The organism is Chryseobacterium lathyri (assembly GCF_019970085.1).
Classification (GTDB): Bacteria; Bacteroidota; Bacteroidia; order Flavobacteriales; family Weeksellaceae; genus Chryseobacterium; species Chryseobacterium lathyri.
The window spans coordinates 658681-685174 of record NZ_JAHXYG010000002.1 but is presented as its reverse complement, the minus strand read 5'-3'; the positions used below and the strand labels follow the sequence as shown (position 1 = coordinate 685174).

Here is a 26494-nt window from a genome sequence, read left to right as displayed (position 1 = left end):
TTAGATTTTTGTCAGTAAGATTTTTGAATTATCAATATTTAGGGTCTTTTTTCGGAAACTCACGTAATCGTTGTATTTTTCTTTCGGAAATATCCCTTTGTTAATTTTAATGAAGCGTGTGACTTTCAATGATTCGCCATTTTTTACTATGTTCAGTTTATAGGTCCCGAATTCTGAATTGATGGTCATATTTTCCGGGACTTCATCAATTTTATAATTTTTTGGAATGATAAAATCAATCTCATATTCATCCTGGAAAGACTGCCCTATCTCAAATGGAAGCTCTCTGTTTTCATCTGATTTATAGTAATTATTCGTAAAAATAGGCACTGCTCTGAAAATTAAGTTCGTTCCTGTATTTTTAGAGTAATTGTTGGCTTTAAAATCCACATTGAATTTTATCACTGCATTGTCTTTATCATTCTCAAAGTCTTTCATTTCAACTTTTTCAAAATTCAGAACATCAAATCTTGCTTTCATTGCCTCAATTCTTTCTTTTGGCGATAAATAAGCATAAGGCAAATTATTATCATACTGACTTCCGGTATAAGCAAACTGGATTTCTCCGTTGATGCTGTTGTCTTCTGTAAGATTAATTTTCAATATCTGCTTTTCTCTGTTCTGTTCGGCTGTATAGGTAGGTGTATTGATAAGTTCGATCCCTTTTTTGGTTACAGCAAGAACATTTCTGTCGGTAGTGCTGTAGCTCAAATGGTTAAAAGCAATCTGCTGGGAGGTGTTTTCCAGCCAGATATTTCCTTTTTCCGTAGGCACCATCAAAATAGCATGATTTCCACCCATGGATGGAAAATCCGGATCGAAAGAAACCTGTGATGAGCCGGAATTGATCACGCAGTAATGAGAAGGAATTCCTGCTTCATTCAATAAGGTTTTCATGTAATTGGTAAGCCCTTTACAGTCTCCATACCCTTTCTTCTGAACTTCGTCCGGAAGCATTGGCAACCATCCCCCGATTCCCAACCCAACAAATATATACCTGGTTTTCGACTGCATATGCTGATAAATCTTTTTCACTTTCTCCTCCGTTGTGCCTTCCAGTTTCAAAGCAGCCACTTCAGCTTTAATGGCCGGAGTAGATGCAGAAACAGGCTCTACCAGGTTAGTATAATACCAGGTACCAAAATCTGTCCAGCTGCTCAATATTCCCTGCTTGCCTTCCAGATTGAATTTGGCAAGAGCAAAACTTACCTTAGGCAAGATCTTTTCAGGCTGAGGCAGCATCAAGGCATCATCTATTGCCGGAACATTTTTATAGGAATAGGTCTTTTCATTGCCATTATCAGCTACGGACACGGAAGCATAGCTATATTTTGAAGGATAGGTTTTCGTTTTAAGGTCAATCCCGGACTTATTAATGACTTTAAATCCAGCTTCTTCTAAAGATATATTGGGAGAAGAAAACGGTATAAAATCAGGAATAAAAACCGTATTCTCATCGGTAATCTGATACGAAAAATCAATTGTATAGGGATAATAAGCAGAAGTATACGGTAATGCTAGGATCCTGCTATCCGAATAAAATACACCTTGTGTATTGTTGGCAAAGTCACCAAAATCTGATTTTGAAAAGCTCTTTACTTTCTTTCCGGATTCATCATATACGGTAACTTTAACATCAGAAATATTGTCTCCTTTTTGATAGGGAATATAAACCTGCGCTTTAGAATCGCCATCTTTGTTTAAAACTGTGATTACTGTATGATGCTGATACTTTATTTCATCAATTTTATTAATCTGCGCCGTTGTAAAATCCTTCCTGATCACAACATTGGCATTTTTCTTCAGGTTTTCAGGAATGGCAGAAACAGGATAGGTCTGTGCAAAATATAAAGAGGCTGTAGATAAGGCCCCAATAATTATAATTTTCATCATGGTTATTAAAGTTGGGGCAAAAATAATAAAATCTTAATAGATGTTAAATTTTTATTTTAATATAAAGAACAATACTATAGAAAAGGCTTCATTATCAAAGCCCTTTCATATTATAATTTTAACAGTTTATATCTCTAATTGAGGATGTTTTTATCATTTTTTCGTGAAATTCTTTTTTTCAACATTATATTTAAAATTTTTCCACTTTTAAATAAAGACATAAAAAAAGACTCCATTTCTGAAGTCTTCCAATATCTTTTTAATTATCAATCATTGATCATTGGGAATTCTGTTGCTGTCATATTCATCGCTGCTGAAAGCCAGAACTGGCACGAAAATAAATCCAAAGAAAAACAAAAGAATGGTATAAACCGGGGTTTCCTTACCAAAAGCTTTCGCCAATCTGTCATTGACCACCCATGATGCATAGAGATTAGCAAAAGGAATAAAGAACAAAATGATCCACCAAATTGGTTTCTTTACAATATCCAGCAGTACAATTATATTATAGACCGGTACAAAAGCTGCCCACGCATCTTCCCTGCCAGCTTTCTGAAATATTTTATACATACAGTATCCATAAAATATATAAATAAGCAATCCGAAGATCATAGTGCCCATTCCCAGTCCTGCAGCTACTGCACCCGACATTGCATCGGACCCATCATAAGGGTCTGTTTGTAAAAGAGTTAACATAGTATTATTTTTTATTGGTTTGCACCAAATATAAAAAAAGCTTCTAATAAATAGAAGCTTTTCTTAATATATTTTTAATAACAATTATGCGTCGATCTTAGCATATTTTGCATTTTTCTCGATAAATTCTCTTCTTGGCGGAACCTCATCTCCCATCAACATTGAGAATATGTTGTCAGCCTCTACTGCATTATCAATCGTTACCTGCTTTAAAATTCTGTGCTCAGGGTTAAGAGTTGTTTCCCAAAGCTGTTCAGGGTTCATTTCCCCAAGACCTTTATAACGCTGAACTTCTACACCTTTTCCGTCCGGAGCCATTTCTAAAGTAAATTCTTCACGCTCTTTCTCGTTGTAGGCATATACTTTTTTGTTTCCTTTCTTTAATAAATATAAAGGTGGCTGAGCAATATAAATATATCCGTTCTCAATAAGTTCCTTCATAAATCTGAAGAAGAAGGTAAGAATCAGAGTGGAGATGTGAGAACCGTCAATATCGGCATCGGTCATAATCACTACTTTATGATATCTCAGTTTAGCCATATTTAAGGCTTTGCTGTCTTCTTCTGTACCTACAGAAACTCCAAGAGCGGTATAGATATTCTTAATTTCCTCGTTATCATATACTTTGTGAAGCATAGATTTTTCAACGTTCAGGATTTTACCTCTTAATGGTAAAATAGCCTGGAAATGTCTGTCTCTACCTTGTTTCGCAGTTCCACCTGCGGAATCTCCCTCTACTAAGAATAGTTCAGATTCTGCCGGATCTTTGGATGAACAGTCAGATAATTTCCCCGGAAGTCCTGAGCCTCCCATCGGAGATTTTCTCTGAACCATTTCACGGGCCTTCTTAGCAGCTTGTCTTGCTTTTGCAGCTAAAACCACTTTCTGAACGATAATTTTCGCTTCATTAGGGTTTTCTTCTAAGAAATTAGTAAGCATTTCCCCTACTATTTTATCTACAGCACCTGAAACTTCGGAGTTTCCCAGTTTTGTTTTGGTCTGTCCTTCAAACTGAGGTTCCATTACTTTTACAGAAATTACAGCGGTCAGCCCTTCACGGAAATCATCTCCTGTAATTTCTACTTTTTCTTTTTGTGGGATTCCTAAATCATCAGCATACTTCTTCAACGTTCTTGTCAAAGCACGTCTGAAGCCAGCAAGGTGAGTTCCCCCTTCATGGGTATTGATATTATTTACATAAGAGTGGAGATTTTCGCTGAATGACGTGTTATAACGCATAGCAACTTCTACAGGAATATCATCTCTTTCCGCTTCCATGAAAATCACATTCTCCATGATAGACTCCCTGTTTCCGTCGATAAATTCAACGAATTCCTTTAAACCTCCTTCTGAATGGAAAACTTCCATCGCGAAAGATCCGTCTTCGTTCTCTGCTCTTTCATCAACAAGCGTTATTGTAATTCCTTTGTTAAGAAAAGCCAGTTCACGTAACCTTGTTGCAAGGGTGTCATAGTTGTAAACAGTTTCCTGAAAGATCGTAGCATCTGGTTGGAAGAAAACTTCTGTTCCTCTTTCAGTGGTAGTTCCTATTTCAGCAACATCTGCAAGGGCTTTACCCTCTGAATATTTCTGTTGATATAATTTCCCGTTAAGGCTTACTGTAGCCACCAATAAAGTAGAAAGTGCATTCACACACGATACTCCCACTCCGTGAAGACCTCCGGATACTTTGTAAGAATCTTTATCAAATTTTCCACCTGCTCCAATTTTAGTCATGACAACCTCTAAAGCAGATTTTTGTTCTTTTTCGTGAAAATCTACAGGAATTCCTCTACCGTTATCTTTTACAGAGATACTCTCCCCTTTGTGGATGGTTACCAAAATGGTATCGCAATACCCTGCCAAAGCCTCGTCAATAGAGTTATCTACTACTTCATAAACCAAATGATGAAGACCTCTTACTCCTACATCTCCAATGTACATTGATGGTCTTAGTCGAACGTGTTCCATACCCTCTAAGGCCTGGATACTGCTAGCTGTATATTGTTTTTGACTCATATAAAATTAATAAATTTTGCCTAATGCAAAGACCTACAAATATCGTGATTTTTTTCGACTTATGAAAGTTAAAATATGTCAAAAAAGATGAGAGTTTTTATTAAAACCAGGAGTACTGTTTTATCTAAAAAAGCTTAAAGTTATTACCTATTTCTCAAATATCATCTGTATAAAATCATATTATACATCCGTATTTTATGCTTAAATTTATTTACTCAAAAGTTGATTATATGGATGATTTTATTGCAGCCCGCGCGCAGATGGCTCTCTCACTGGGCTTTCATATCATTTTCGCCTGTGTGGGAATGGTAATGCCTTTTCTGATGGCCTTCGCTCACTGGAAATACCTTAAAACCAATAATGAAGTATATAAAGGCCTTACAAAAGCCTGGAGCAAGGGAGTTGCCATTCTTTTTGCAACCGGTGCCGTTTCGGGGACCATGCTTTCTTTTGAGCTTGGCCTTCTGTGGCCGGGATTCATGAAACATGCCGGACCGATTTTCGGAATGCCGTTTTCTCTCGAAGGGACTGCATTTTTTATTGAGGCTATTGCTATAGGATTCTTTCTTTATGGATGGGAAAAATTCAACAAATGGTTCCATTGGTTCTGTGGATTTCTGGTAGGATTAAGCGGACTCGCTTCCGGAATTCTGGTTGTGGCAGCTAATGCCTGGATGAATTCGCCGACAGGTTTTGATTATATCAACGGGCAATATACCAATATAGATCCTATAAAGGCTATGTTCAATGATGCATGGTTTCCTCAGGCTCTTCATATGACAGTTGCTGCATTCTGTGCAACAGGATTTGCCGTTGCAGGGGTTCATGCTTTTTTAATTATGAAGAAAAAGAATGTGGAATTCCATACGAAAGCATTCAGAATTGCTGCAGGATTTGCATTAATTGGGGCATTTGGAGCGCCTTTAAGCGGTGATGTAGCGGCTAAATCCGTTGCGGAAAGACAACCTATTAAACTTGCCGCAATGGAGGCTCACTTTGAAACTGAAAAAGGAGCACCTTTCGTTATTGGCGGAATTCCTGATGAAGAAAAAGGAGAAGTGAAATATGCAGTAAAAATCCCAAAAGTTTTAAGCTTCCTGGTAAGCAATGATTTCAACCATGAAGTAAAAGGATTAAATGATTTCCCGCGTGATGAATGGCCTCCGGTAGCTGTTGTGCATTACGCTTTCCAAATTATGATCTTCTTCGGTGTGGTCATGATTATCATCGGAAGTATTTATCTGTATGCCTTCTTCTTTAAAAAGGAATGGCTGACTAAAAACTGGCTTTTAAAAACATTCCTGTTCGCAACACCTTTCGGATATATCGCTTTGGAGGCAGGATGGACAGTAACAGAGGTTGGAAGACAGCCATGGATCATTTATGGAATTATGAAAACAGCAGATGCTGTAACGCCTATGCCGGGAATACAGTATTCATTTTACTTTTTTACGGCTATTTTTGTGTCATTATCCCTGATTATTATCTTTCTTTTAAGAAGACAGATCCAGATGGTACCGAAACTTTATGACCCTACAGACGCTCAGTTTAACGATAAAAACAAAAAATCATGATCTACGTTGTTATAGGATTTCTGTGGCTTTCTATCTGCCTTTATATCATTTTGGGCGGTGCTGATTTCGGCGCCGGAATTGTTGAGCTTTTTACCCATAAAAAAGCACGTCATAAAACAGAGGAGATCATGTACCAATCCATCGCACCCGTTTGGGAAGCCAATCACATGTGGCTGATCATTGCGATCGTTATTCTTTTTGTAGGATTTCCTGAGATTTACACCACCATGTCTACCTATCTTCATATTCCTCTGGTTCTGATGCTTTTGGGAATTATTGCAAGGGGAACAGCTTTTACTTTCAGACATTATGATGCTGTAAAAGATAACTGGCAGATTTTATATACCCAGATCTTTTACTACGCAAGTCTGTTAACTCCATTTTTCTTAGGACTGATTGCAGCGGCTACCGTTTCACATTCCATTAATCCGGATGCGGTTGGATTTCTGGACTTATATATTTTCAGCTGGCTGAACTGGTTCGGTGTTTCCGTAGGTTTGTTTACCGTATCATTATGTGCATATCTGGCCTCTATCTTTTCATTAAGAGAAACCCGCGATAAGGCTGATCTTACATTGATGATCAAAAAATCTAAACAAACTATGGTTTTTGTCGTAATCACAGGTATGCTGGTGTTTTTAACAGCCTATATTTCCGATATTCCTTTGGTGATGTGGGTATTTTCAAAACCATTAGGCGTTATGGCAATTTCCTTTGCTACAGTAGCTTTAGCATTGATTCTCCGTGCCCTGCATCAGCGGAAACTGCTTCCTGTACGTGCACTGGCAGGGTTCCAGATGGTAATGATCTTGGTTGCAGCTACTTACCAGCATAATCCCGATATCATATTGCTCGGAAACGGACAACATCTTTCATTACTTGAACACATGGCTCCTCCAAAAACTATTAATGCTCTGGGTTGGGCATTGATGCTCGGCTCTTTGTTTATTCTTCCGTTTTTATTTTACCTGATGGCTTCATTCAGTAAGCAGAGAAAGTAAGATATGATTCAGTATAAAGACAAAACCGAACTTATAGAAGCTATAAAAGAGAATTATCTGCTTTATGATAAAGAGTTTAATGACATTCCCGAGAACGAAAAAGATCTTCTGAAACCGGGAGTTGATAAAAGTCCTTCACAGAATATATCGTATCAGCTTGGCTGGACCCGTCTTCTGCTGCAATGGGAATCGGATGAAAAAAAAGGAATAACGGTACAGACTCCCGCACCGGGGTATAAGTGGAATAATCTAGGTGGTTTATATGAAACTTTTTATAAAGAATACGGAGCTTTAAGCCTTCATCAGCAAAGAGAGATTCTGAAGAATCAGGTCAATGAGATTGTAGAATGGGTTGAAACCCTTGATTATGAAACATTATTTGTTCCTGAACAGAGAAAGTGGGCTACAACACCCGCAAAATGGCCCGTCTGGAAATGGATTCATATCAATACTGTAGCACCGTTCAAGAATTTCAGGACTCAGCTGCGTAAATGGAAAAAAGAAACCGGTACAGAGTGATTCTGTACCGGTTTATATTTATTTCATATTCTAGATTATATCAGTTTTATCAAAAGCTGATCATCAATCTTATCTACTTTCACAAGATTATTCTTAGTCAAAGTTTTAGAAGCTTTATCCCACTTTTTACCGGATAACTGGCTTCTTTCTTTCACTTCAGCTAGTGTAAACGGTTCTTCCTGAGAATTAAGGATTTCAAGGATTACTTTTTCATCTTCACCTAATTCAATCTGAGGAACTGTTTTTTCCGGTCTCATCTGAGGGAAGAATAATACTTCCTGGATAGATGCGTTGTTCGTTAAGAACATGATTAACCTGTCCATACCGATTCCTAATCCGGAAGTTGGAGGCATACCGTATTCCAGTGCTCTTAAGAAATCTTGGTCAATGAACATCGCTTCATCATCTCCTCTTTCTGATAAGGCCATCTGGGATTCAAAACGCTCTCTTTGATCGATTGGATCATTAAGCTCTGAATAAGCGTTTGCAATTTCTTTTCCACAAACCATTAATTCAAAACGCTCCGTTAAGCCTTCTTTGCTTCTGTGTTTCTTTGTCAAAGGAGACATTTCAATCGGGTAATCCGTGATAAACGTCGGCTGGATGAAGTTTCCTTCACATTTTTCTCCGAAGATCTCATCAATTAATTTTCCTTTCCCCATCGTTTCATTCACATCAATTCCGATAGATTTAGCAAAATCAAACAATTCCTGTTCAGTTTTTCCAGTGATATCGAAACCTGTATATTTTTGGATCGCTTCCGTCATAGAAACTCTTGGATAAGGCGCTTTCCAGTTGATGGTATGCTCTCCGAAAGTAGATTCTGCACTTCCATTCACCTGAACTGCACAGAATTCCAGAAGTTTTTCTGTGAAATCCATCATCCAGTTGTAGTCTTTGTAAGCTACATAGATCTCCATAGCTGTAAATTCAGGATTGTGCGTTCTGTCCATTCCTTCATTTCTGAAGTTTTTAGAGAACTCATAAACCCCGTCGAAACCTCCTACGATAAGTCTTTTCAGATATAATTCGTTGGCAATTCTTAAATATAACGGAATATCTAAAGCATTGTGATGTGTGATAAACGGTTTTGCTGCCGCTCCTCCAGGAATCGACTGCAGGATAGGTGTTTCCACTTCAAAATATCCGGCATCGTTGAAGAAAGTTCTCATTGCATTGAACATTTTTGTTCTCTTTACAAAGATTTCTTTTACCTGTGGGTTAACCGTTAAATCTACGTAACGCTGTCTGTATCTCAATTCAGGATCTGTAAATCCGTCGTGCACTACTCCATTTTCATCAGTTTTAGCTTGAGGAAGCGGACGTAAAGCTTTGGTAAGAAGCGTAAAGTTTTTTACCAAAATTGTCATTTCTCCTACCTGAGTAGTGAATAAAGTTCCTTCAATACCGATAATATCACCGATATCCAACAAATGCTTATACACTTCATTATAAAGCTCTTTATCTTCACCCGGACAGATCTCGTCTCTGTTAAAATAAACCTGGATCTTACCTTTAGAGTCCTGCAATTCAGCAAAAGAAGCCTTCCCCTGAATTCTGCGGGACATCAATCTACCAGCGATCTTCACCTGTTTATTTTCAGAAAAATCCTGTTTTATAGATTCTGTAGTATCTGTAATGGTATACTCCTCCGCAGGGAATGCATTAATTCCCATTTCAGTAAGCTTATTCAGCTTTTCTCTTCTAATGATTTCTTGTTCTGATAATTGCATTTCTTATTTTTCTAAAAGCGTACAAATTTAGGCATTTTTAGTGATTTGTCAATTATGAATTGTGAATTTGCTTGTCAACGGAGATTATCATTGACTATTAGCAGCTTAAGCGTGAATTGTCAGTAGGAAATCCCGCTTCACAGTGAGTTTTTTGGTAGGATTATCATTGACATTTGACTTGCGCAGCAAAATTGACCAGTGACTTCAATTGTAAAAGTGAATTGTCAATAGTGAATCTGCTTTGCAGTGAATTATTAGTGAAGGTTACCATTAACCTTTCACTTGCACAGCAAAATTGACTATTGACTTTAATTGTGAAAAGTGAACTGTCAATGGTGAATCTGTTTCACAGTGAATTATTAGTGAAGGTTACCATTAACCTTTCACTTGCGCAGCAAAATTGACTATTTACATCTTATATCCACCCTGTCCTATCCTTCTCAGGAATAAATGTCCAGGCCAGCATTCTGCTTATCTTTTGCCCCTGAGCCATATCAATGGTTTTAATTTCTAATGCTTTGACTTTTTTTAATAGTGTGTTGAGCTTATATAGGTTGTCTTTTTTAGACACCAAACATGTGAACCAAAGGACCTGTGAGGAATACTGAACACTTTCCTCAATCATTTTTGAGATAAAAGCCAGTTCACCACCTTCACACCATAATTCGGATTGTTGTCCTCCAAAATTAAGAAGAGGCTTTTTAGACTTTGATTTATTGATATTCTTTGTTTTTCTAATGTTTCCTTTCAGCGCAGATTCTTCGGAATCATGAAAAGGAGGATTACACATAGAAAATGCAAAACGGTCTCCAGATTCGATAATATTTTTAAAGATATGATTGGAATCAGGCTGTTGTTTTAATGGAATAACAGATAATAAATCCGGGTTTTGATCCAAAATACGCCGTGCATTTTCCAACGAATCCTTATTAATATCTGTTCCCATCATCTTCCATCCATAAGATCTGTGAGCCAGTAAGGGATAAACAAGATTCGCTCCTGTTCCGATATCTAACCCTGACACAGAAGTCCCTGTCGGGATTTCAGGCTGCTGTTCGGCGATAAGATCGGCAATATAATGGATATAATCAGCCCGTCCGGGAATAGGAGGACAAAGATTGGTTTCGGGAATATCCCAGTTTTTGATATGGTAAAAATGTAAAAGTAATGCCTGGTTAAGCAGTTTTACCGCTTTGGGAAGGCTAAAGTTAATGGTCTGCGTTTCGTAAGCATTAACGAACACATAGTGTTTCAGTTCTGGCACACAAGAAATAAGCTGATCAAAATCATAGGGATTGCGATGCAGATTTCTTGTGTGCAGACTGGATTTTTCAGTAGACATTATTTATTTTTTCTGACTCAGAATATATTCTACCATTTTTTTGGCATCTTCTTTAGATACCTGTGGATGGGCAGCCATCGGAACGCCTCCCCAAACTCCGCTCCCGCCTTCTATGATCTTGGAAGCCAGCAGCTCAATATCTTTTTCAGAATATTTTTCTGCGATCTCCTTATAAGAAGGTCCTATCATTCTCTCATTCACGGCATGGCAACCTGAACAGTCTAATGTTTCGATGATCTGGTCACCTGAAAGATTAGCTTTTGCCGGTTCCGAAACAGCGGATGTTTCGGCAGGCATACTTGGTACCTCCGCGTTTTCTTTTTTAGAACAGGAAAGGATCAGAAATCCTATAGTTCCTGCCAAAAGGAATTTTTTCATTATTTTTTTGCTGCGGTAGAATCTGTTTTAGCAGCCTCAGGAGTAGCTGTTTTAGCTGTAGAATCTACTACTGTTGGAGCATCTGGTTCTGGCAGCATTGTGTTGCTGTCCTGTAAATTATGATCCGGTTTTTTAGAGCAGTTTACTACGAACAAACTCCCAATGAATGCAATTGCTAATACTTTTTTCATTATTTTTTCTATAAAATTTAGACAAAAGTATAAAAAATAAGCTTTTAAACTTATGACTTATCTCCACATTACACATATTTTTCAAGAAAATTAATGATTAGATAATGATTATGTCCTTCGATAATTTTAAATTTAGGGTATGATTTTTATATCCAAAATTCTGTTTTTCACCAGTCATCATGGTTTTTACACCGTGATCATACTTTTAGTATTCTTTGGTTTACTTTCTTATGTTACCAAAAAAGCATGGTTTCTGGCCCCGATTCTCCCTCTTGCTATTCTGAACGGTGTCGCCGGACAGTATCTGAACGCATGGTTTTTAAATAAATATGGGGTAGAAAGTACAGCCATTATCACCTCCGATGTAGAAACCAACTCTACCCTGAATGAGATGTATATTCATGATTATGAAGCCATTGTAAAAAAGCAGGATGGAAAATATGTTTCAACTTATTTTTCAACAACAAGTGCTACTATTTATCCGATTGAAAATGCCATCAGAATCCCCAGAACGGAACAGTATTTCCCTGTAAAATATATTCCGGGATATGAAAAAAACATAGTAATCCTGTATTATCAGTCTGAAGAAGGAAACGCTTTGCTGCAGTATGAAAAGATGGCTCCGGTAAACTCCGCAAAGATCAAATATGAAGCGGACAGAACGAATAAAGAGTTTATTGAAGAATACATTTCAGCTTTAGAGGATTATGTAAGTTCCTATAACAATGACGAATACAAAACAAAAATTGAGGAATTAAAAAAGGAATTGAAGCAACTTAAATAAAAGATCTCCATATTAAGTTTTTTTATTTTTGGCCGTTTTTTGTTTTTATATTAAAAAAATTTCTACATTTGTACCATGTTTAATATGAGCAACAATATTTGGTGGTGGCTTTCAAACTCTTCGTCGGGTCTGGAGGTATTGTCATGTTGCTAATGAGATAGCAGAATAATTAAAATAAACAATATATAGGCTTTGACGGATTCCGTTGAAGCCTTTTTTATTTAATCCAAAACAAAAAATACAAGTCAGATGACCACTCAGAAAATAAAAATAAAGACCGGTTCTAAAAAAACACTGGGAGACCTTTATACTCCAATGAACATCTATCTTCAGATCAGGGACAGATTCCGGGATACCATCCTTCTGGAAAGTTCGGATTCTAAGAATATTGATAATAATTTCTCTTTTATCGCAGTGAATGCCGTTGCTGGAATTGAGGTTAAAAATCTTACTGAATTTGAAATCAAGCTGCCGGGCTCAGATCCCGTAAAGCAATTGATAGCTGAACGAAATATAACGGAGATTTTTGAGGAATTCCAAAGCGTTTTTGAATGTGAAACCACGCATGATCCTATTGAACAGACAGCGCAAAGCCTTTTCGGATATACAAGCTTTGAAGCCGTACAGTTTTTTGAAGACATCAGCTTAAAGCCACAGAGTCCTGAAGTAGAAATTCCTATTCTTCGTTACAGACTTTACCAATACGTTATTGCCATCAATCATTACAATGATGAGATGCACATTATCGAAAATCAAATCCCGGGGTTAAAATCTGAACTTTATCTGTTGGAAAACCTGATCAGAAACCAGAATACTCCGGTCTATCCTTTCGAAAAAATTGACAGCGAAACTTCTAATCTTACCGATGAAGAATATATCGAACTGGTAAAAACAGCTCAGAAACACTGTATGAGAGGTGATGTCTTCCAACTGGTTTTAAGCAGAAGGTTTGAACAGAAATTCAAAGGGGACGAATTCAATGTATACCGTGCCCTTAGGAATATCAACCCTTCTCCCTATCTTTTCTTTTTCGATTACGGAAACTATAAATTATTCGGTTCCAGTCCCGAAAGCCAGCTGATCATCAAAGACAATAAAGCTGTCATTCACCCTATTGCAGGGACTTTCAAGAGAACCGGACATCTGGAAACTGATCTCCAGTCTATTGAGGCTTTAAAAAATGATCCGAAGGAAAATGCGGAACATACCATGCTGGTAGATTTAGCAAGAAACGACCTTGGCAAACTAGGCAAAAATGTAACTGTCACCAAACTGAAAGAGATCCAGCTTTTTTCCCATGTCATCCATATGGTAAGCGAAGTTACTGCCGATCTTCCGGAAAACATCAATCCTCTTGATATGGTTTCCGCTACGTTTCCACAGGGAACTCTAAGTGGTGCTCCCAAACATAAAGCCCTTCAGCTTATCGATCAGTATGAAAAAGACTCCCGAGGTTATTACGGAGGATGCATCGGAATGATCGGATTAAACGGAACCTGCAACCAGGCCATTATGATCCGTACTTTTTTAAGCCGGAACAATACCCTTTATTATCAGGCCGGAGCCGGACTGGTAGCAAAATCTGTCCCTGAAAATGAGCTGCAGGAAGTGAATAATAAATTAAATGCGCTGAAAAAAGCAGTTGACAAAGCAGGTAAAATAGTGATGAGCTAAAAGTGATTAGCTAACAATAACTATCAACCGACAACCAGCAACAATCAACTCCCCCAACAATTAAAAAACAAAAAATGAGCAACGATATAAACCAACCAGCAACTCCTAATCAACTTAAAGTTCTGGTTTTTGATAACTACGACAGCTTTACTTACAACCTTGTCCAGATCATTGAACGAATTCTGGATCAGAAAGTAGATGTCGTAAGAAATGATCAGATCACTTTGGAAGAGATCGGGAAATATGATAAAATTATCCTTTCGCCAGGTCCCGGTATTCCGGAAGAAGCAGGAATTTTACTGGATCTGATCAGGGAATACGCCCCTACAAAAAGTATTTTAGGCGTTTGTCTCGGACAACAAGCTATTGCTGAAGCTTTTGGAGGAAGCCTGATCAATCTTTCTGAAATTTTTCATGGGGTGGCTACTTCTGCCGAACTGGTTAAAGAAAACACTAAAATTTTCAAAAACCTAGCTTCAGGAATGGAAGTGGGAAGATACCACAGCTGGGCCGTCAACCCGGAAGGCTTTCCTGAAGAACTGGAAATTACAGCCGTAGACAAAGATGGAATGATCATGGCACTGCAGCATAAAACCTATGATGTACATGGGGTACAATTCCACCCTGAAAGCATTTTAACTCCTGACGGGGAAGTGATAATCAAAAACTTTCTTTTACATTGAAAACTACAGAAACACCTATAAAAGCACCCCAGATGAAAGAAATCCTCCAATACCTGTTCAATCATCAGACTTTGTCCAAATCGGAAGCAAAGGCAACAATGATCGAGATCGCACAGAATAAATTCAATTCTGCAGAAGTCACTGCATTTATCAGTGTTTTTCTGATGCGGAATATTACCTTAAAAGAACTGGAAGGTTTCAGAGAAGCACTTCTGCAAATGGCCGTTCCCGTACATCTTGACCATCACGATACGATGGACATTGTAGGAACCGGAGGCGATGGCAAAAATACGATCAATATATCAACGCTGGCAAGCTTTGTCGTTGCGGGAACTGGACAGAAAGTTGCCAAACACGGAAATTACGGGGCATCTGCTACCACAGGATCATCCAATGTCATGGAAGAACTTGGTTATCAGTTCAAAAATACTTCAGATCAGCTGAATAAAGACCTTGAAAAAGCCAATATATGTTTTCTGCACGCTCCGTATTTTCATCCTGCTCTTCAATCTGTAGGTGCTTTGAGGAAAGCCTTAGGACTTAGAACGTTTTTCAATTTGTTGGGTCCGTTGGTCAATCCTGCGAAACCTAAATATTCCGTAATTGGAGTTTATAATCTTGAAATTGCAAGAATTTACCAATACCTCTTGCAGAAAGAAGAGCGCGAGTTTATCCTTGTACATGGCCTGGATGGATATGATGAAATAAGCCTTACCCAGGACAGCAAGATTATTACGAAACATGGTGAAGAAATTTATTCTGCCCGGGATCTGGGATTTGATTCTGTAAGTCCGGAAAGCATTAAATCGGGAGAAACCCCTCAGGAATCAGCTAAGATTTTCAGGAATATCCTGGAAGGAAAAGGTTCGGCACAACAAAACGCTGTGGTTCTTGCCAATGCATCAACTGCTCTTTTCCACACAAAAAAATTCGGAACCTATGAAGATTGCCTTGCACTGACAAAAGAAAGTCTGGAAAGTGGAAAGGCACTAAGAAGCCTTGAATTACTGGTAAATGGCTAATATTTGATAATTAATTAGTTGCTAGCTGCTGGTTATTAGTTGATAATAAAAATTTAAACTCTTCTCCGGCATATCTAACCTCTAATTTCTAACCTCTAACTTCTAGTTAAACAATGACAATACTTGATAAAATTATTGAAAGAAAAAAGGAAGAAATTACCGTTTCAAAAGCAAAAATTTCAATTGATCATCTGAAGAATTCTGATTTTTTTGGAAGAAAAAGTTTTTCCCTGAAAGAATCTGTCAAAAATAAAAGCGGAATTATTGCTGAATTTAAAAGAAAGTCTCCTTCAAAAGGGATTATCAACGATCAGGTTCAGCCTTTAAAAGTCGTTTCTGCCTATGAAAATTTTGGAGCATCCGGAATTTCTATTCTGACTGACACGGATTTTTTCGGAGGAAGCTTTGATGATATTTTGAATGTAAGAAATCATATCCATATCCCTATTCTCAGGAAAGATTTTATGGTGGATGAATACCAGTTTTATGAAGCCAAAAGTATCGGTGCCGATGCCGTTCTACTGATCGCAGCATGTCTTTCTCCAGATCAGGTTTTGGAATTTACAGAGCTGGCCCATCAGCTGGATATGGAAGTCCTTCTGGAAATTCATACAGAAGATGAGCTGAATCATTTCAATTCTAAAATTGATCTTGTCGGTATCAACAACAGAAATTTAAAGGATTTTAAGGTTGATCTTCAGCATTCCGTACTTTTAAAAGACCAGCTTCCGAAAGATGTCTTATCCATCGCAGAAAGCGGCATTTACAGTACAGAAAATTTCAGGTACTTAAAGGAAAAAGGATTCGACGGTTTTCTGATGGGAGAATATTTTATGAAAAATGAAGATCCGGCAAATAAATTCGCTGAATTTGTTTCTAATGTAGCCATATAACAGTTTATCAATCTAGCAATGAATAAAAACCTGCGGCCAAAGCTAAAAGTTTGTGGATTGACCCAATTAAATCAAATTCATGAGCTGATTTCCCTGAAAACAGATTTTCTCGGTTTTATTTTCTATGAAAAATCACCAAGATATGTTTTGAATCATTTGAGTCTGGAAGATATTTCGCAAATCAGTCATCCGGGAAAAACAGGAGTTTTTGTCAATGAAACCATTGATAAAGTTACCGATATTGCAGAAAAAGCAGGGTTGAATATGATTCAGCTCCATGGCGATGAAAACGAAGATTTTATGATCGGCTTAAAACAAAACCTTAAACCTGAGATTAAAATCATAAAGGCTGTCAGGATCGGAAATAATGATCAGGAAACGAAGGAAAAAATAGAAAAAACAATTAGCTCTCACGTTTCACTTGTTGATTATTTTCTCTTTGATACGGACAGTAAAGCATTCGGAGGAACGGGAAAGCAGTTCGACTGGACCTTATTGAATGAGTTTGAGATTCCACTTCCCTATTTTCTGAGTGGTGGTATTTCAGAGGAAAATATTGAAGGCATCAGTCTTTTGAATAAGAAGCCTTTTGTCATAGATATCAATTCAAAATTTGAACTGGAATCGGGAATTAAAGACCTGGGAAAAATAAGAAAATTCATTTCTAAACCGTTTTAAAAGAACGGCTAAAAAATACACATAAGATGATGAACATCCATCTGCTAAAAAAAACATTTTATAAAACCTTATTTCCGCCTAAATTCGGGAATGAAAAAATTCAGGCTCTGTACAATTTTGTTTCACAGAATGACAGCGATGCAGAGAACTGGACTATGGACAAACAGTTACAGGAGTTTATAGACATTATCAAAATTTTTAACGGTGATGATATCCAGTATTTCTTTGAAAGAATAGGTCTTTGGAACAGCTATTATCTCGTGATAATTTCTGACAAATTTTTAGATATTCACGTCAAAACAAATGTGAAATATGACCTGGGAAAGATTTATGCTAAAATTTTTCTGCTTTATGAAGATTCCGATCCTTATTTCTTAATTGACAATCTGGAAATTGCCGTTACCATGTACGACTCAAAAATAGATGTTGCCACCTTAATTGACCTGATCAGTAAAATTGAATTACTGCATCATAAAAAACTGATCACCAGACAGCAACGGAATTATTATATACAATTTATCAACAGCTTAACCGATGAATTATCAAATTAAAAAGTCAAGTGAATTAACGGATCACGAAACACAACATATTTTAAACCTTTGGGAAGTCCCTGAGTGGAGTGGGATGACCCCGTCAGATTTCCGCAGTTTTTTTAAAAATTCGGAATTTCATTTTATATCAGGATTTGAAGATGAAATACTAGCAATGATCCGCCTTAACTTTGACTTCATCTTAGAGATTTCAGGAAAGCAGTATTCTTTTGCTGAGGCTGTAGGACTGGTTTCTGCTCAGAAAAAAAGAGGATACGGATCACAGCTGGTTCAGTCTTTTAAAGAAAATCTGATTCAAAGGAAAATTGAAACCATAGGCTTCTGTTTTGCTGATCTTCGCCCCTTTTATCAACAATGTAATATTGAAATTCTGGAAAACAAGGGCAAAGCTATTCTTGAAAATAGTGAAAACAGATGGATCAGCTCTGAAGACGATGATATTTTGATTTTTAATGGTTCCGGAGAAACCAGGGAGCTCCTCAGACAGCTTAACCCGGAAAAAAATGCTTATTTAATAACTAAAAACAATACAATGAATTATAAAAACCCTGATGAACACGGATATTATGGAGAATTCGGAGGAGCTTTCATCCCTGAAATGCTTTATCCGAATGTAGAGGAACTACAGAAAAACTATCTTAAGATCATAGAGTCTGAAGAGTTTCAGGATGAGTATCAGGACCTGCTTAAAAATTACGTCGGACGTGCTACCCCACTCTATTTCGCTAAGAATTTAAGCCAGAAATACCATACTCAAGTTTATTTAAAAAGAGAGGATCTCAACCATACCGGAGCCCATAAGATCAACAATGCCCTGGGACAGGTTTTACTGGCAAAACGCCTTGGAAAAACCAGAATTATTGCTGAAACCGGAGCCGGACAACATGGTGTGGCCACCGCAACAGCCTGTGCCCTGCTTGGCCTGGAATGCATCGTTTATATGGGAGAAATTGACATTCAGAGACAGGCTCCTAATGTAGCAAGAATGAAAATGCTGGGTGCAGAAGTTATTCCGGCAACATCAGGCTCAAAAACGCTGAAGGATGCAGTGAATGAAGCGCTAAGAGACTGGATCAATAATCCGGTGACAACACATTATGTGATCGGAAGTGTGGTGGGACCTCATCCTTTTCCGGATCTGGTCGCCAGATTTCAAAGCATTATCTCAAAGGAAATCAGGGAGCAGCTTAAAGAGAAAATCGGGAGAGAAAATCCGGATTATGTGATTGCCTGTGTAGGCGGTGGAAGCAATGCAGCAGGAACTTTTTATCATTTTGTAGAAGAAAAAGAAGTGAAGATCATTGCTGCAGAAGCTGGTGGATTGGGCGTAGATTCTGGAAAATCTGCAGCCACTACTTTTCTGGGAACCTTAGGTGTTCTTCATGGAAGCAAAAGTCTTGTGATGCAAACTGAAGATGGTCAGGTGATCGAACCCCACTCTATTTCTGCAGGTCTTGATTATCCGGGAATCGGGCCTTTCCATGCTCATTTGTTTAAGGAAAAACGGGCAGAGTTTTTCAGTATTAATGATGAGGAAGCTTTACAATCTGCTTTTGAGCTTACAAAACTGGAAGGAATTATTCCTGCACTGGAAAGCTCACATGCGCTGGCCGTTTTAGACAAAAAGAAATTCCGTGAAGAAGATATTGTCGTGATCTGCCTGAGCGGACGTGGGGATAAGGATATGGAAACGTATTTGAAGAATTTGTAAAATGTCGGGTGTAAAATGTACAATGTATCTCTACGTCCTTACTTTGCACATTATACTTTGTACTTTTTACCTTTTACATTATACTTTAATACAATAAAAAAATGAAAAAACTAAATATATACTTCACAGCAGGAATTCCGCAATTGGAAGATACCGCTGATATTATAAAACTCATTCAAAATTCTGGTGCTGATATGATGGAAATCGGGATGCCCTATTCAGATCCCGTAGCAGACGGTCCGGTGATTCAGCAAGCTCATGAACTGGCCTTAAAAAACGGAATGACCATTGAAAAACTGTTCTCTCAACTGAAAACAGTGAAAAATGATATTTATATTCCGATTATCCTGATGGGATACATCAATCCTGTTTTGAGTTTTGGATTTGAAGAGTTTTGTCGTGAATGTTCGGAAAGTGGTGTTTCAGGACTGATCATCCCTGACCTGCCTCCTATTGAATTTGAAAATAATTACCAGCAGATCTTAAAAAAATACAACCTTAATTTTACGTTTCTGGTCACTCCTGAAACTTCTGATGAAAGGATTCTGTATTTAGATTCTTTAAGCTCCGGATTTCTGTATGCCGTAAGTTCCTCATCAACTACAGGAAATGACAATGCTGTTCTTAAAAATGAAAATTATCTTTCACGGCTGGCGTCACTACATTTAAAAAATCCGGTGATGATAGGATTCGGTATAAAATCCAAGGAAGATTTTGGGAATGTAACGGAAAAAGCATCCGGCGGAATTATCGGAACTGCCTTTGTCAATACCCTTCTGAACCATAAAGACTGGAAGAATGCTGCCATAGATTTTATCCATGCTGTAAAAGGGTAAAATTCACTAAATTTGTATGTCAAAAAATGGTATGAGATTATAATTTCATATAACCATTGCAAGAAAACAGACATCAACGTATGAATACACATCAAAATAAATCAATAGAATTTGAAGATCTTGGTATAAAAGAATATCAGCCTGCCTGGGATTATCAGGAAAGCCTGATGAAAAACATCATTGATACCAAGATAAAAAACCGTGATTTGCCTGCAGAACAACACATCACGACTCCAAATCACCTGTTATTGGTAGAGCATCCTCATGTTTATACATTAGGAAAAAGCGGTCATGAAGAAAATATGCTTGCGGGTATCGACAAACTGAAGGAAATAGATGCTACTTTCGTGAAAGTGAACCGTGGCGGAGATATTACTTATCATGGATACGGACAGATCGTTGGTTACCCGATTTTGGATCTTGAAAACTTTTTTACAGATATTCATTTGTATATGAGAAATCTCGAAGAAGTGATCATCCGGGCCATTGGTGAATTCGGCATTAAAGGTGAGCGTTCGCCGGGAGAAACCGGTGTATGGCTGGATGTGGGAAAACCTTATGCCAGAAAGATCTGCGCGATGGGTGTAAAAGCCTCGCGATGGGTTACCCTTCATGGTTTCGCATTGAATGTGAATACGGATATGCGGTATTTTGAATACATTATTCCATGTGGTATTAAAGACAAGCAGGTGACTTCTATAAAAAGAGAGCTTGAAAAAGAACTTTCACCTGAAGAAATGGAAGACCTGAAAGGAAAGATCAGAAAGCACTTTGCAGAAGTTTTCGGAGCTGAGCTTGTCCATAAATAATAAAAATTTTACCAGAAATAAAACCGGCCGTAATTCTACAGTCGGTTTTTTTATTTACAGATGAATCATTATTCTAAATTCTAACTTTTTTTATTTTAAAGTTTTCTGATCCTGTATTATTTTAAAACTTATTTTTGGTTTCTTATAATATCAAACCAAGCCCAAACTTTTAAGTCCAATGAAACCAGTTATCAGAATCTTCTGCGTTACAGCATTTCTTTTTTCTGCATCCGTATCGTATGCCCAAAGCAAAGATGACTATGCCAGACGCATTGACAGTTTAATACAATCTCCAACTTCTCCCAGGCCATTTAACGGAGTAGTTCTGATCACGCAAAACGGAAAAACAAAATACTCAAAAGCCTATGGTTTCGAGGACAGCCGGACGAAAGTTCCTTTGAAAATAGATGACCAGTTTGAGATCATGTCCAATACCAAACAGATCACGTCTGTATTAGTATTAAAACAATTTGAAAAAGGAAAAGTAGATCTGCAGGCTCCGATTAAAAAATATCTTCCTTCCCTGACACAGCCATGGGCAGATTCGGTTACTGTTCATCAGCTCTTAAATCACACCCATGGAATTATTGATTTAGAAAAACCTTTACTGTTTAAGCCCGGTACAGAATTCAAATACGGAAATCTGTCTAATATTCTTTTAGGAAAGATCGTTGAAAAGACTTCCGGTAAATCCTATATCCGGCAGGCTACTGATCTGTTCAAAGAACTTCATCTGAAAAATACATTCTGCTATTCTAAAGATAACCGCAGAAATCTTGTTTCGGGACATATGAATAAGGATAATAATTTTACTCCTGTTGAAAATTCATTTATTACCAATGAAAATATGCCTGCTGACGGTGTGATTACCACAGCAGAAGATATGGCAGCCTGGAATTCACTTCTTCATAAGGGGAAAATTCTGAGCTCTAAAAGTTATAAGCTCATGACTACACCTTCCACATTGTCACAACACGATGTATTTGGAAAAGAGAAATCCGGTTACGGTTATAATATGCGTATTGTGAAATATAATGGCATTCCTTATTTGGGACATACAGGTCTTGGTGATGGTTTCGCATCTCTGAATGTTTATGTTCCCGGCTCTGATGTAAGCATTATTGTTATGGAAAATCAAATGAGTGAAGACAGTAATTTATATTATTATCAGGAAGCACTGATCAGAAATATTGTTCTGGAAAGCAGCCTGATCAAAAATAAATAATTAATTTTTAAAATAAATCATCCCGCTCATTCTACTGTGCGGGATTTTCAATTTTTATGACTATCGGAATTGTTCTTACATATTGATAATGAAAATCCACTCAAACGCCCTTAAACACAGATATAATTCAAACTTATGTTAAAATAATTAACATTTTATTGAAAAATAGTTTGCTGGTATTTTATTTTTATTTACTTTTAATATCACAATAAAGTGAACTATTTTATAATAGATTCAGCTCAAAAGATGACACACCAAAAACTTAGAGCAATATATTACTAACCACCAAACTATGAGAATTATGAGAAATTTTTTGTTATCAATGATGGTATTTGTGACGGCCCTGTCATTGAATTCCTGTACAGACTCCAGCGCAGAACAGCAGATGAGTCAGAATGAAACCAGCAACAAAAACCTGACGGATCTGGGAAAAACGGTTCCGGTAGGGATAGACAACGAGAACGGTACCCTAAAAGTATCATTCATTGTTACGGCCCAATTCTATACGATAACGCCTACAAAAGAAAATGAAAAGTACATCAGCCTGATCAGGGAAGCGGTAAAAAACGAATCTCCAATCCAGGTTTTTATCAAGCCTAACACGCATGAAATTGCGAAAGTAGAAAAAGGAAGTGAGGAGGATATCCGCTTTTTCAAATCTGCTTATACCAAAGAGGTTAAAAATGAAACGAACAAATTAACAAGTGTTCTTCCCAATGTAGCAACATTAAACAGCATGTTTGCCCTGATCAAAAACCAGGCTTGCGGTACTTCTACAGCCTCTTCACCATGCATTACATTCAGATACCCGGTAGACGGATGCTATGCCAGAGCTCACAAAATGAGACAGATCCTGATCAATAACGGCTACGACTGTGAGAAGCAGTTTGTATACGGAAACTTAAAAGCCTCTACAGGTACTTGTTGTGTAGCATGGAGCTATCATGTTGCAATCCTTGTAAGCTATAAAAATGCATCGGGTGTTACAGAAAAAAGAATCATAGATCCTTCCCTTTTCCCTAGCGGACCTGTTACGGATACGGCATGGAGAAATGCATGTATCAACACCAGCTGTGGATCTGCATCGGTTTCTTCTTACGCGAATACAGCAGGAAATGTGTATTACAGAAGTCCTACCAATTCTTATCTGTATGACAATAATTTAGTGAACACGAATTGCGTCCTGACGATATTCTCGCCATATTCCGGATGCTCACCATCACCGGCTCCAAGTGTTGCAAGCTGTGGATTCTAATTAACATAAACGCTTCTGCCATTTTTTATCATAACTTAGTGGCAGAAGCTGTTTGCCAAATATTTTTTTATGAAAATCTGGACTTATATACTAATAATATTATTTATGATCACATCCTGTTCCGGCAGCTCAAGTTCACAGAACCTGACCTGGTATAATAATTCAGTGATCACCAATGTAACTGAAGACCCTGAAAAACCGGAAGAGTTCACCCGTATATCCATCGGAATAAGCCCACAGATTTTTTACTTGTCTAAAAAAGGAGCCAATTATAAAGCGCTTCTTGAAAAAACAAACCAAAGCCATAAAAGAGGAAAAGCTTATAATATAGGTATTGAAAATAATACGAATATTATAAAACAAATCAATGAAATTCCATAATAGATTTCCTTTCTGCAAAAATAATGTACTTAAAAATTGACTGAACAACATTAAATGATTTCCTTCAAATCCCCATCACTGATGATGGGGATTTCCATTTATCGTATCACTGAAATTCCAGCATCTACCTTAATTTCTGTTCCATGAATGTAAGAAGCCTCTTCTGAAGCCAGGAATAGAACCGTATTCGCAATCTCTTCCGGCTCTCCCTGTCTTTTAAAAGGAATAGTGGGAATAATATCGTGAACGGCACTTTCAATCTGTTCTGCATTCAAACCTGTATTATTAAAAATATTGGTTTTGATATGTCCCGGGCTGACCCCGTTGACCCGTATTCCTCTTTCCGTAAGCTCTACAGCGAAGGTTTTAATAAAAGACTGCACCGCTGATTTAGCAGCAGAATAAATTGAAAAATTAGGCATTGCAATCTCAGTGGCCACAGAAGTATTGAAAATGACTGAGCTTCTTCTTCCCATTAAAGGCAATAGTTGCTGTACCGTGAAGAAAGAACCTTTTACGAGTATGTTGAAAAGCTCATCAAAATGACCTTCATCCACATGCTCAATGGGAAAAAACTTTCCATAACCTGCATTAACGAAAAGCATATCGATAGTTTCTGCATATTTTCTTATCTCCTGTTGCAGATTCATAAGGTCTTTCATATTTCCTGCATCAGAAACAATCCCGGATGCTTGATCGCCCAGTTTGGTTAATGCTTTGCTAAACGTTTCTTCGCTTCGGCCTGTGATAATGACACGTCCTCCTTCACCAATGAACTGCTGTGCTGTTGCGAATCCCATTCCATTAGTTCCTCCTGTGATCAGGGCTGTTTTGTTTTTAAATCTCTGCATTGTTTTTTTATTATAAATTCTCCTGCAAAGTTTCAAATAAAGAGTTTCATAAAAAATCCGATTCTTGTTGAAACAGAGAAACCAGGCTTGATTTTACTGTATAAATTTGTTTTTTCTAAAATTGGCATCAATTAAATCTATCAAAATTAAATTGTGTACAATTTAATTAATCCTACATTTGTATCAGAATTTAATCACCACCTTTAAAAGTGATGAAAACACAAAAAGTATAAATTTAAAATAATAGAAATGTCATTAATAGAAGACTTACAATGGAGACATGCCGTAAAAGCATATGATCCTTCAAAAAAAGTAACAGAAAAAGATCTTAACACTATTTTAGAAGCGGCAAGACTGGCTCCCACTTCATCAGGGCTGCAGCCATTCCGCGTTATCGTTGTAGAAAATCAGGAATTAAAAGAAAAGATGGTACAGGGTGCCCTAAACCCTGAAGTAATGAGAGACAGTTCCCATGTTTTAGTATTTGCTGCCTGGGACAGTTATTCTAACGAAAAAATCGATAAAGTTTACGATTATCACACCGATGTAAGAGATTTGCCAAGAGGTCGTTTCGGAAGCTATACTGATAAGATTAAAGAAATGTACGGAGCTCAGACTTCCGCAGAACATTTTGCCCATACTGCACGCCAGACTTATATTGCACTTGGCTTAGCTATGGCTCAGGCTGCAGAATTAAAGATCGACAGTACCCCTGCAGAAGGATTCAGTAATGAAATAGTGGATGAAATTCTTGGATTAAAAGAACTAGGATTAAAAAGTGTCAGCCTTTTATACCTTGGTTACAGGGATGAAGAAAAGGACTGGCTATCCACAATGAAAAAAGTAAGAGTTCCTATGGAGGAATTCATCATCAAAAAGTAATATATTTATTACCACTCTCAAGTTCAGCTTTATGGAAAATTCAAAATCACTACAATTAGAAAACCAGATCTGCTTTCCGCTTTATGTTATTGCCAAGGAGATCACAGGACTTTACCGTCCATTCCTTGACGAGATCGATATTACGTATCCTCAATATCTGGTGATGATGGTATTATGGGAGAATGACGGTCTTGCAGTGAACCATATCGGAGAGAAACTGTTTCTGGACAGCGGAACTTTAACGCCTCTTCTGAAAAGGCTTGAGAGTAAGGGAATTATTTCCAGAAAGAGAAAAAAAGAAGATGAAAGAGTGGTTGAAGTATTTTTAACCGAAGCCGGAAAACAGCTGCAACAGAAAGCCTGTGAAATTCCCGGAAAAATACAGACTAAAATCGGGATAGAAACAGAAGATCTGCTCCATCTCAAAGAAACCATCTTAAAAATATTAAACAAAATAGAAAATAAATGAAAACATTATATACAACCAAAGTAACAGCTCAAGGCGGAAGAAACGGTCATGTAAAAAGTGAAAACGGAGTTTTGGACCTTGAGGTAAGAATGCCTAAAGCTTTAGGTGGCGGCAATGATGACTTCGCTAATCCTGAAATGCTTTTTGCAGCCGGATATTCAGCCTGTTTTGACAGCGCTCTTAACAGGGTGATCAGCCTTTCAAAGGTAAAAACCGGTGAAACAACAGTTACAGCACAGATTAGTATAGGACAGCTGGAAAACGGAGGTTTCGGTTTGGCAGCAGAACTGGATGTAAATATTCCGGGAGTTTCTATTGAAGAAGCACAGGAATTAACTGAAAAAGCGCACCAGATTTGCCCATATTCTAATGCGACGAGAGGTAATATGGAGGTGAAGCTTTCGGTGACGAATCACTAAGATTAGTTTCTTTTTTATAAAAAAA

Annotated in this window: 27 protein-coding genes; 19 read left to right on the top strand and 8 right to left on the bottom strand. The window is 37.5% G+C overall.

The annotated features are described in order from the left end of the window. The 3 genes from LC418_RS08440 to gyrB form a co-directional block, all read right to left on the bottom strand. Complete coding sequence (locus LC418_RS08440) at positions 1 to 1893, bottom strand: DUF3857 domain-containing protein (protein ID WP_223558749.1); 1893 nt, start codon at positions 1891 to 1893, stop codon at positions 1 to 3. Between the two features lie 270 nt (positions 1894 to 2163). After that, positions 2164 to 2589 carry a DUF5684 domain-containing protein gene (locus LC418_RS08435; RefSeq protein WP_223558748.1) on the bottom strand — a complete coding sequence of 142 codons (426 nt, stop codon included), beginning with the start codon at positions 2587 to 2589 and terminating at the stop codon, positions 2164 to 2166. An 84-nt stretch (positions 2590 to 2673) separates the two neighbouring features. Next, the gene (gene gyrB / locus LC418_RS08430) at positions 2674 to 4608 is read right to left on the bottom strand and encodes a DNA topoisomerase (ATP-hydrolyzing) subunit B (protein ID WP_111957796.1); all 1935 of its coding nucleotides are present in this window, start codon (positions 4606 to 4608) and stop codon (positions 2674 to 2676) included. Between the two features lie 230 nt (positions 4609 to 4838). Between gyrB and LC418_RS08425 the strand changes: the two genes are divergently transcribed. Genes LC418_RS08425 through LC418_RS08415 form a run of 3 tightly spaced genes read left to right on the top strand, consistent with a single transcriptional unit; the run spans position 4839 to position 7702 of the window. Then, complete coding sequence (locus LC418_RS08425) at positions 4839 to 6182, top strand: cytochrome ubiquinol oxidase subunit I (protein WP_111957920.1); 1344 nt, start codon at positions 4839 to 4841, stop codon at positions 6180 to 6182. Further along, the gene (locus LC418_RS08420; protein WP_111957798.1) at positions 6179 to 7183 is read left to right on the top strand and encodes a cytochrome d ubiquinol oxidase subunit II; all 1005 of its coding nucleotides are present in this window, start codon (positions 6179 to 6181) and stop codon (positions 7181 to 7183) included. Before LC418_RS08425 ends, LC418_RS08420 begins: the two co-directional genes overlap by 4 nt. Positions 7184 to 7186: 3 nt before the next feature. Continuing rightward, on the top strand, positions 7187 to 7702 hold the full coding sequence (locus LC418_RS08415; RefSeq protein WP_223558747.1) for a ClbS/DfsB family four-helix bundle protein: 516 nt from the start codon (positions 7187 to 7189) through the stop codon (positions 7700 to 7702). Between the two features lie 35 nt (positions 7703 to 7737). Here LC418_RS08415 and lysS read toward each other — a convergent pair whose 3' ends face one another. From lysS to LC418_RS08395, 4 genes are all read right to left on the bottom strand, one after another. Continuing rightward, entirely contained in the window at positions 7738 to 9435 is a 1698-nt protein-coding gene (gene lysS / locus LC418_RS08410) for a lysine--tRNA ligase (RefSeq protein ID WP_223558746.1), read from the bottom strand. A 415-nt stretch (positions 9436 to 9850) separates the two neighbouring features. Further along, on the bottom strand, positions 9851 to 10777 hold the full coding sequence (rlmF, locus tag LC418_RS08405) for a 23S rRNA (adenine(1618)-N(6))-methyltransferase RlmF (protein WP_223558745.1): 927 nt from the start codon (positions 10775 to 10777) through the stop codon (positions 9851 to 9853). 3 nt (positions 10778 to 10780) lie between these two features. Next, entirely contained in the window at positions 10781 to 11155 is a 375-nt protein-coding gene (locus LC418_RS08400) for a c-type cytochrome (protein ID WP_223558744.1), read from the bottom strand. Continuing rightward, entirely contained in the window at positions 11155 to 11346 is a 192-nt protein-coding gene (locus LC418_RS08395) for a hypothetical protein (RefSeq protein ID WP_223558743.1), read from the bottom strand. Before LC418_RS08395 ends, LC418_RS08400 begins: the two co-directional genes overlap by 1 nt. Before the next feature lie 139 nt (positions 11347 to 11485). On the opposite strand from LC418_RS08395, the gene LC418_RS08390 reads away from it, so the two are divergent. The 13 genes from LC418_RS08390 to LC418_RS08330 all read left to right on the top strand — a co-directional run bounded on the left by LC418_RS08390 (position 11486) and on the right by LC418_RS08330 (position 23848). After that, positions 11486 to 12130, top strand: coding sequence for a hypothetical protein (locus tag LC418_RS08390; protein WP_111957818.1), 645 nt, complete (start codon positions 11486 to 11488; stop codon positions 12128 to 12130). A gap of 249 nt (positions 12131 to 12379) precedes the next feature. Next, positions 12380 to 13804 (top strand): anthranilate synthase component I family protein, encoded by a 1425-nt coding sequence (locus LC418_RS08385; protein WP_223558742.1) that lies wholly within the window; start codon positions 12380 to 12382, stop codon positions 13802 to 13804. 74 nt (positions 13805 to 13878) lie between these two features. After that, positions 13879 to 14487 carry an anthranilate synthase component II gene (locus LC418_RS08380; RefSeq protein ID WP_111957822.1) on the top strand — a complete coding sequence of 203 codons (609 nt, stop codon included), beginning with the start codon at positions 13879 to 13881 and terminating at the stop codon, positions 14485 to 14487. 32 nt (positions 14488 to 14519) lie between these two features. Continuing rightward, positions 14520 to 15509, top strand: coding sequence for an anthranilate phosphoribosyltransferase (gene trpD / locus LC418_RS08375; protein WP_223558891.1), 990 nt, complete (start codon positions 14520 to 14522; stop codon positions 15507 to 15509). A 113-nt stretch (positions 15510 to 15622) separates the two neighbouring features. Further along, complete coding sequence (gene trpC / locus LC418_RS08370) at positions 15623 to 16402, top strand: indole-3-glycerol phosphate synthase TrpC (protein WP_111957824.1); 780 nt, start codon at positions 15623 to 15625, stop codon at positions 16400 to 16402. A gap of 18 nt (positions 16403 to 16420) precedes the next feature. After that, entirely contained in the window at positions 16421 to 17080 is a 660-nt protein-coding gene (locus LC418_RS08365) for a phosphoribosylanthranilate isomerase (RefSeq protein WP_223558741.1), read from the top strand. Positions 17081 to 17106: 26 nt separating this feature from the next. After that, positions 17107 to 17631 carry a hypothetical protein gene (locus LC418_RS08360; protein WP_111957828.1) on the top strand — a complete coding sequence of 175 codons (525 nt, stop codon included), beginning with the start codon at positions 17107 to 17109 and terminating at the stop codon, positions 17629 to 17631. Positions 17632 to 18163: 532 nt separating this feature from the next. Beyond that, on the top strand, positions 18164 to 19342 hold the full coding sequence (gene trpB, locus LC418_RS08355) for a tryptophan synthase subunit beta (RefSeq protein WP_223558890.1): 1179 nt from the start codon (positions 18164 to 18166) through the stop codon (positions 19340 to 19342). Between the two features lie 101 nt (positions 19343 to 19443). Beyond that, positions 19444 to 20178 (top strand): tryptophan synthase subunit alpha, encoded by a 735-nt coding sequence (gene trpA / locus LC418_RS08350; protein ID WP_223558740.1) that lies wholly within the window; start codon positions 19444 to 19446, stop codon positions 20176 to 20178. Positions 20179 to 20258: 80 nt separating this feature from the next. Further along, positions 20259 to 20987, top strand: coding sequence for a lipoyl(octanoyl) transferase LipB (gene lipB / locus LC418_RS08345; RefSeq protein WP_223558739.1), 729 nt, complete (start codon positions 20259 to 20261; stop codon positions 20985 to 20987). A 178-nt stretch (positions 20988 to 21165) separates the two neighbouring features. Then, the gene (locus tag LC418_RS08340) at positions 21166 to 22212 is read left to right on the top strand and encodes a serine hydrolase domain-containing protein (protein ID WP_223558738.1); all 1047 of its coding nucleotides are present in this window, start codon (positions 21166 to 21168) and stop codon (positions 22210 to 22212) included. A 301-nt stretch (positions 22213 to 22513) separates the two neighbouring features. Beyond that, positions 22514 to 23467 (top strand): protein-glutamine glutaminase, encoded by a 954-nt coding sequence (locus LC418_RS08335; protein ID WP_223558737.1) that lies wholly within the window; start codon positions 22514 to 22516, stop codon positions 23465 to 23467. Positions 23468 to 23572: 105 nt separating this feature from the next. After that, complete coding sequence (locus LC418_RS08330; RefSeq protein WP_111957838.1) at positions 23573 to 23848, top strand: hypothetical protein; 276 nt, start codon at positions 23573 to 23575, stop codon at positions 23846 to 23848. Positions 23849 to 23946: 98 nt separating this feature from the next. On the opposite strand, the gene LC418_RS08325 is transcribed toward LC418_RS08330, so the two are convergent. After that, positions 23947 to 24699, bottom strand: coding sequence for an SDR family oxidoreductase (locus tag LC418_RS08325; RefSeq protein ID WP_223558736.1), 753 nt, complete (start codon positions 24697 to 24699; stop codon positions 23947 to 23949). Between the two features lie 249 nt (positions 24700 to 24948). Here LC418_RS08325 and LC418_RS08320 point away from each other — a divergent pair, with 249 nt between their 5' ends. From LC418_RS08320 to LC418_RS08310, 3 genes are read left to right on the top strand one after another with little or no spacing between them, the layout of a single operon-like run. Beyond that, entirely contained in the window at positions 24949 to 25581 is a 633-nt protein-coding gene (locus LC418_RS08320; protein ID WP_111957842.1) for an NAD(P)H-dependent oxidoreductase, read from the top strand. Between the two features lie 31 nt (positions 25582 to 25612). Continuing rightward, positions 25613 to 26050 (top strand): MarR family winged helix-turn-helix transcriptional regulator, encoded by a 438-nt coding sequence (locus LC418_RS08315; protein ID WP_223558735.1) that lies wholly within the window; start codon positions 25613 to 25615, stop codon positions 26048 to 26050. After that, complete coding sequence (locus LC418_RS08310; RefSeq protein ID WP_223558734.1) at positions 26047 to 26469, top strand: organic hydroperoxide resistance protein; 423 nt, start codon at positions 26047 to 26049, stop codon at positions 26467 to 26469. Before LC418_RS08315 ends, LC418_RS08310 begins: the two co-directional genes overlap by 4 nt. The last annotated feature ends 25 nt before the right edge of the window (positions 26470 to 26494 follow it).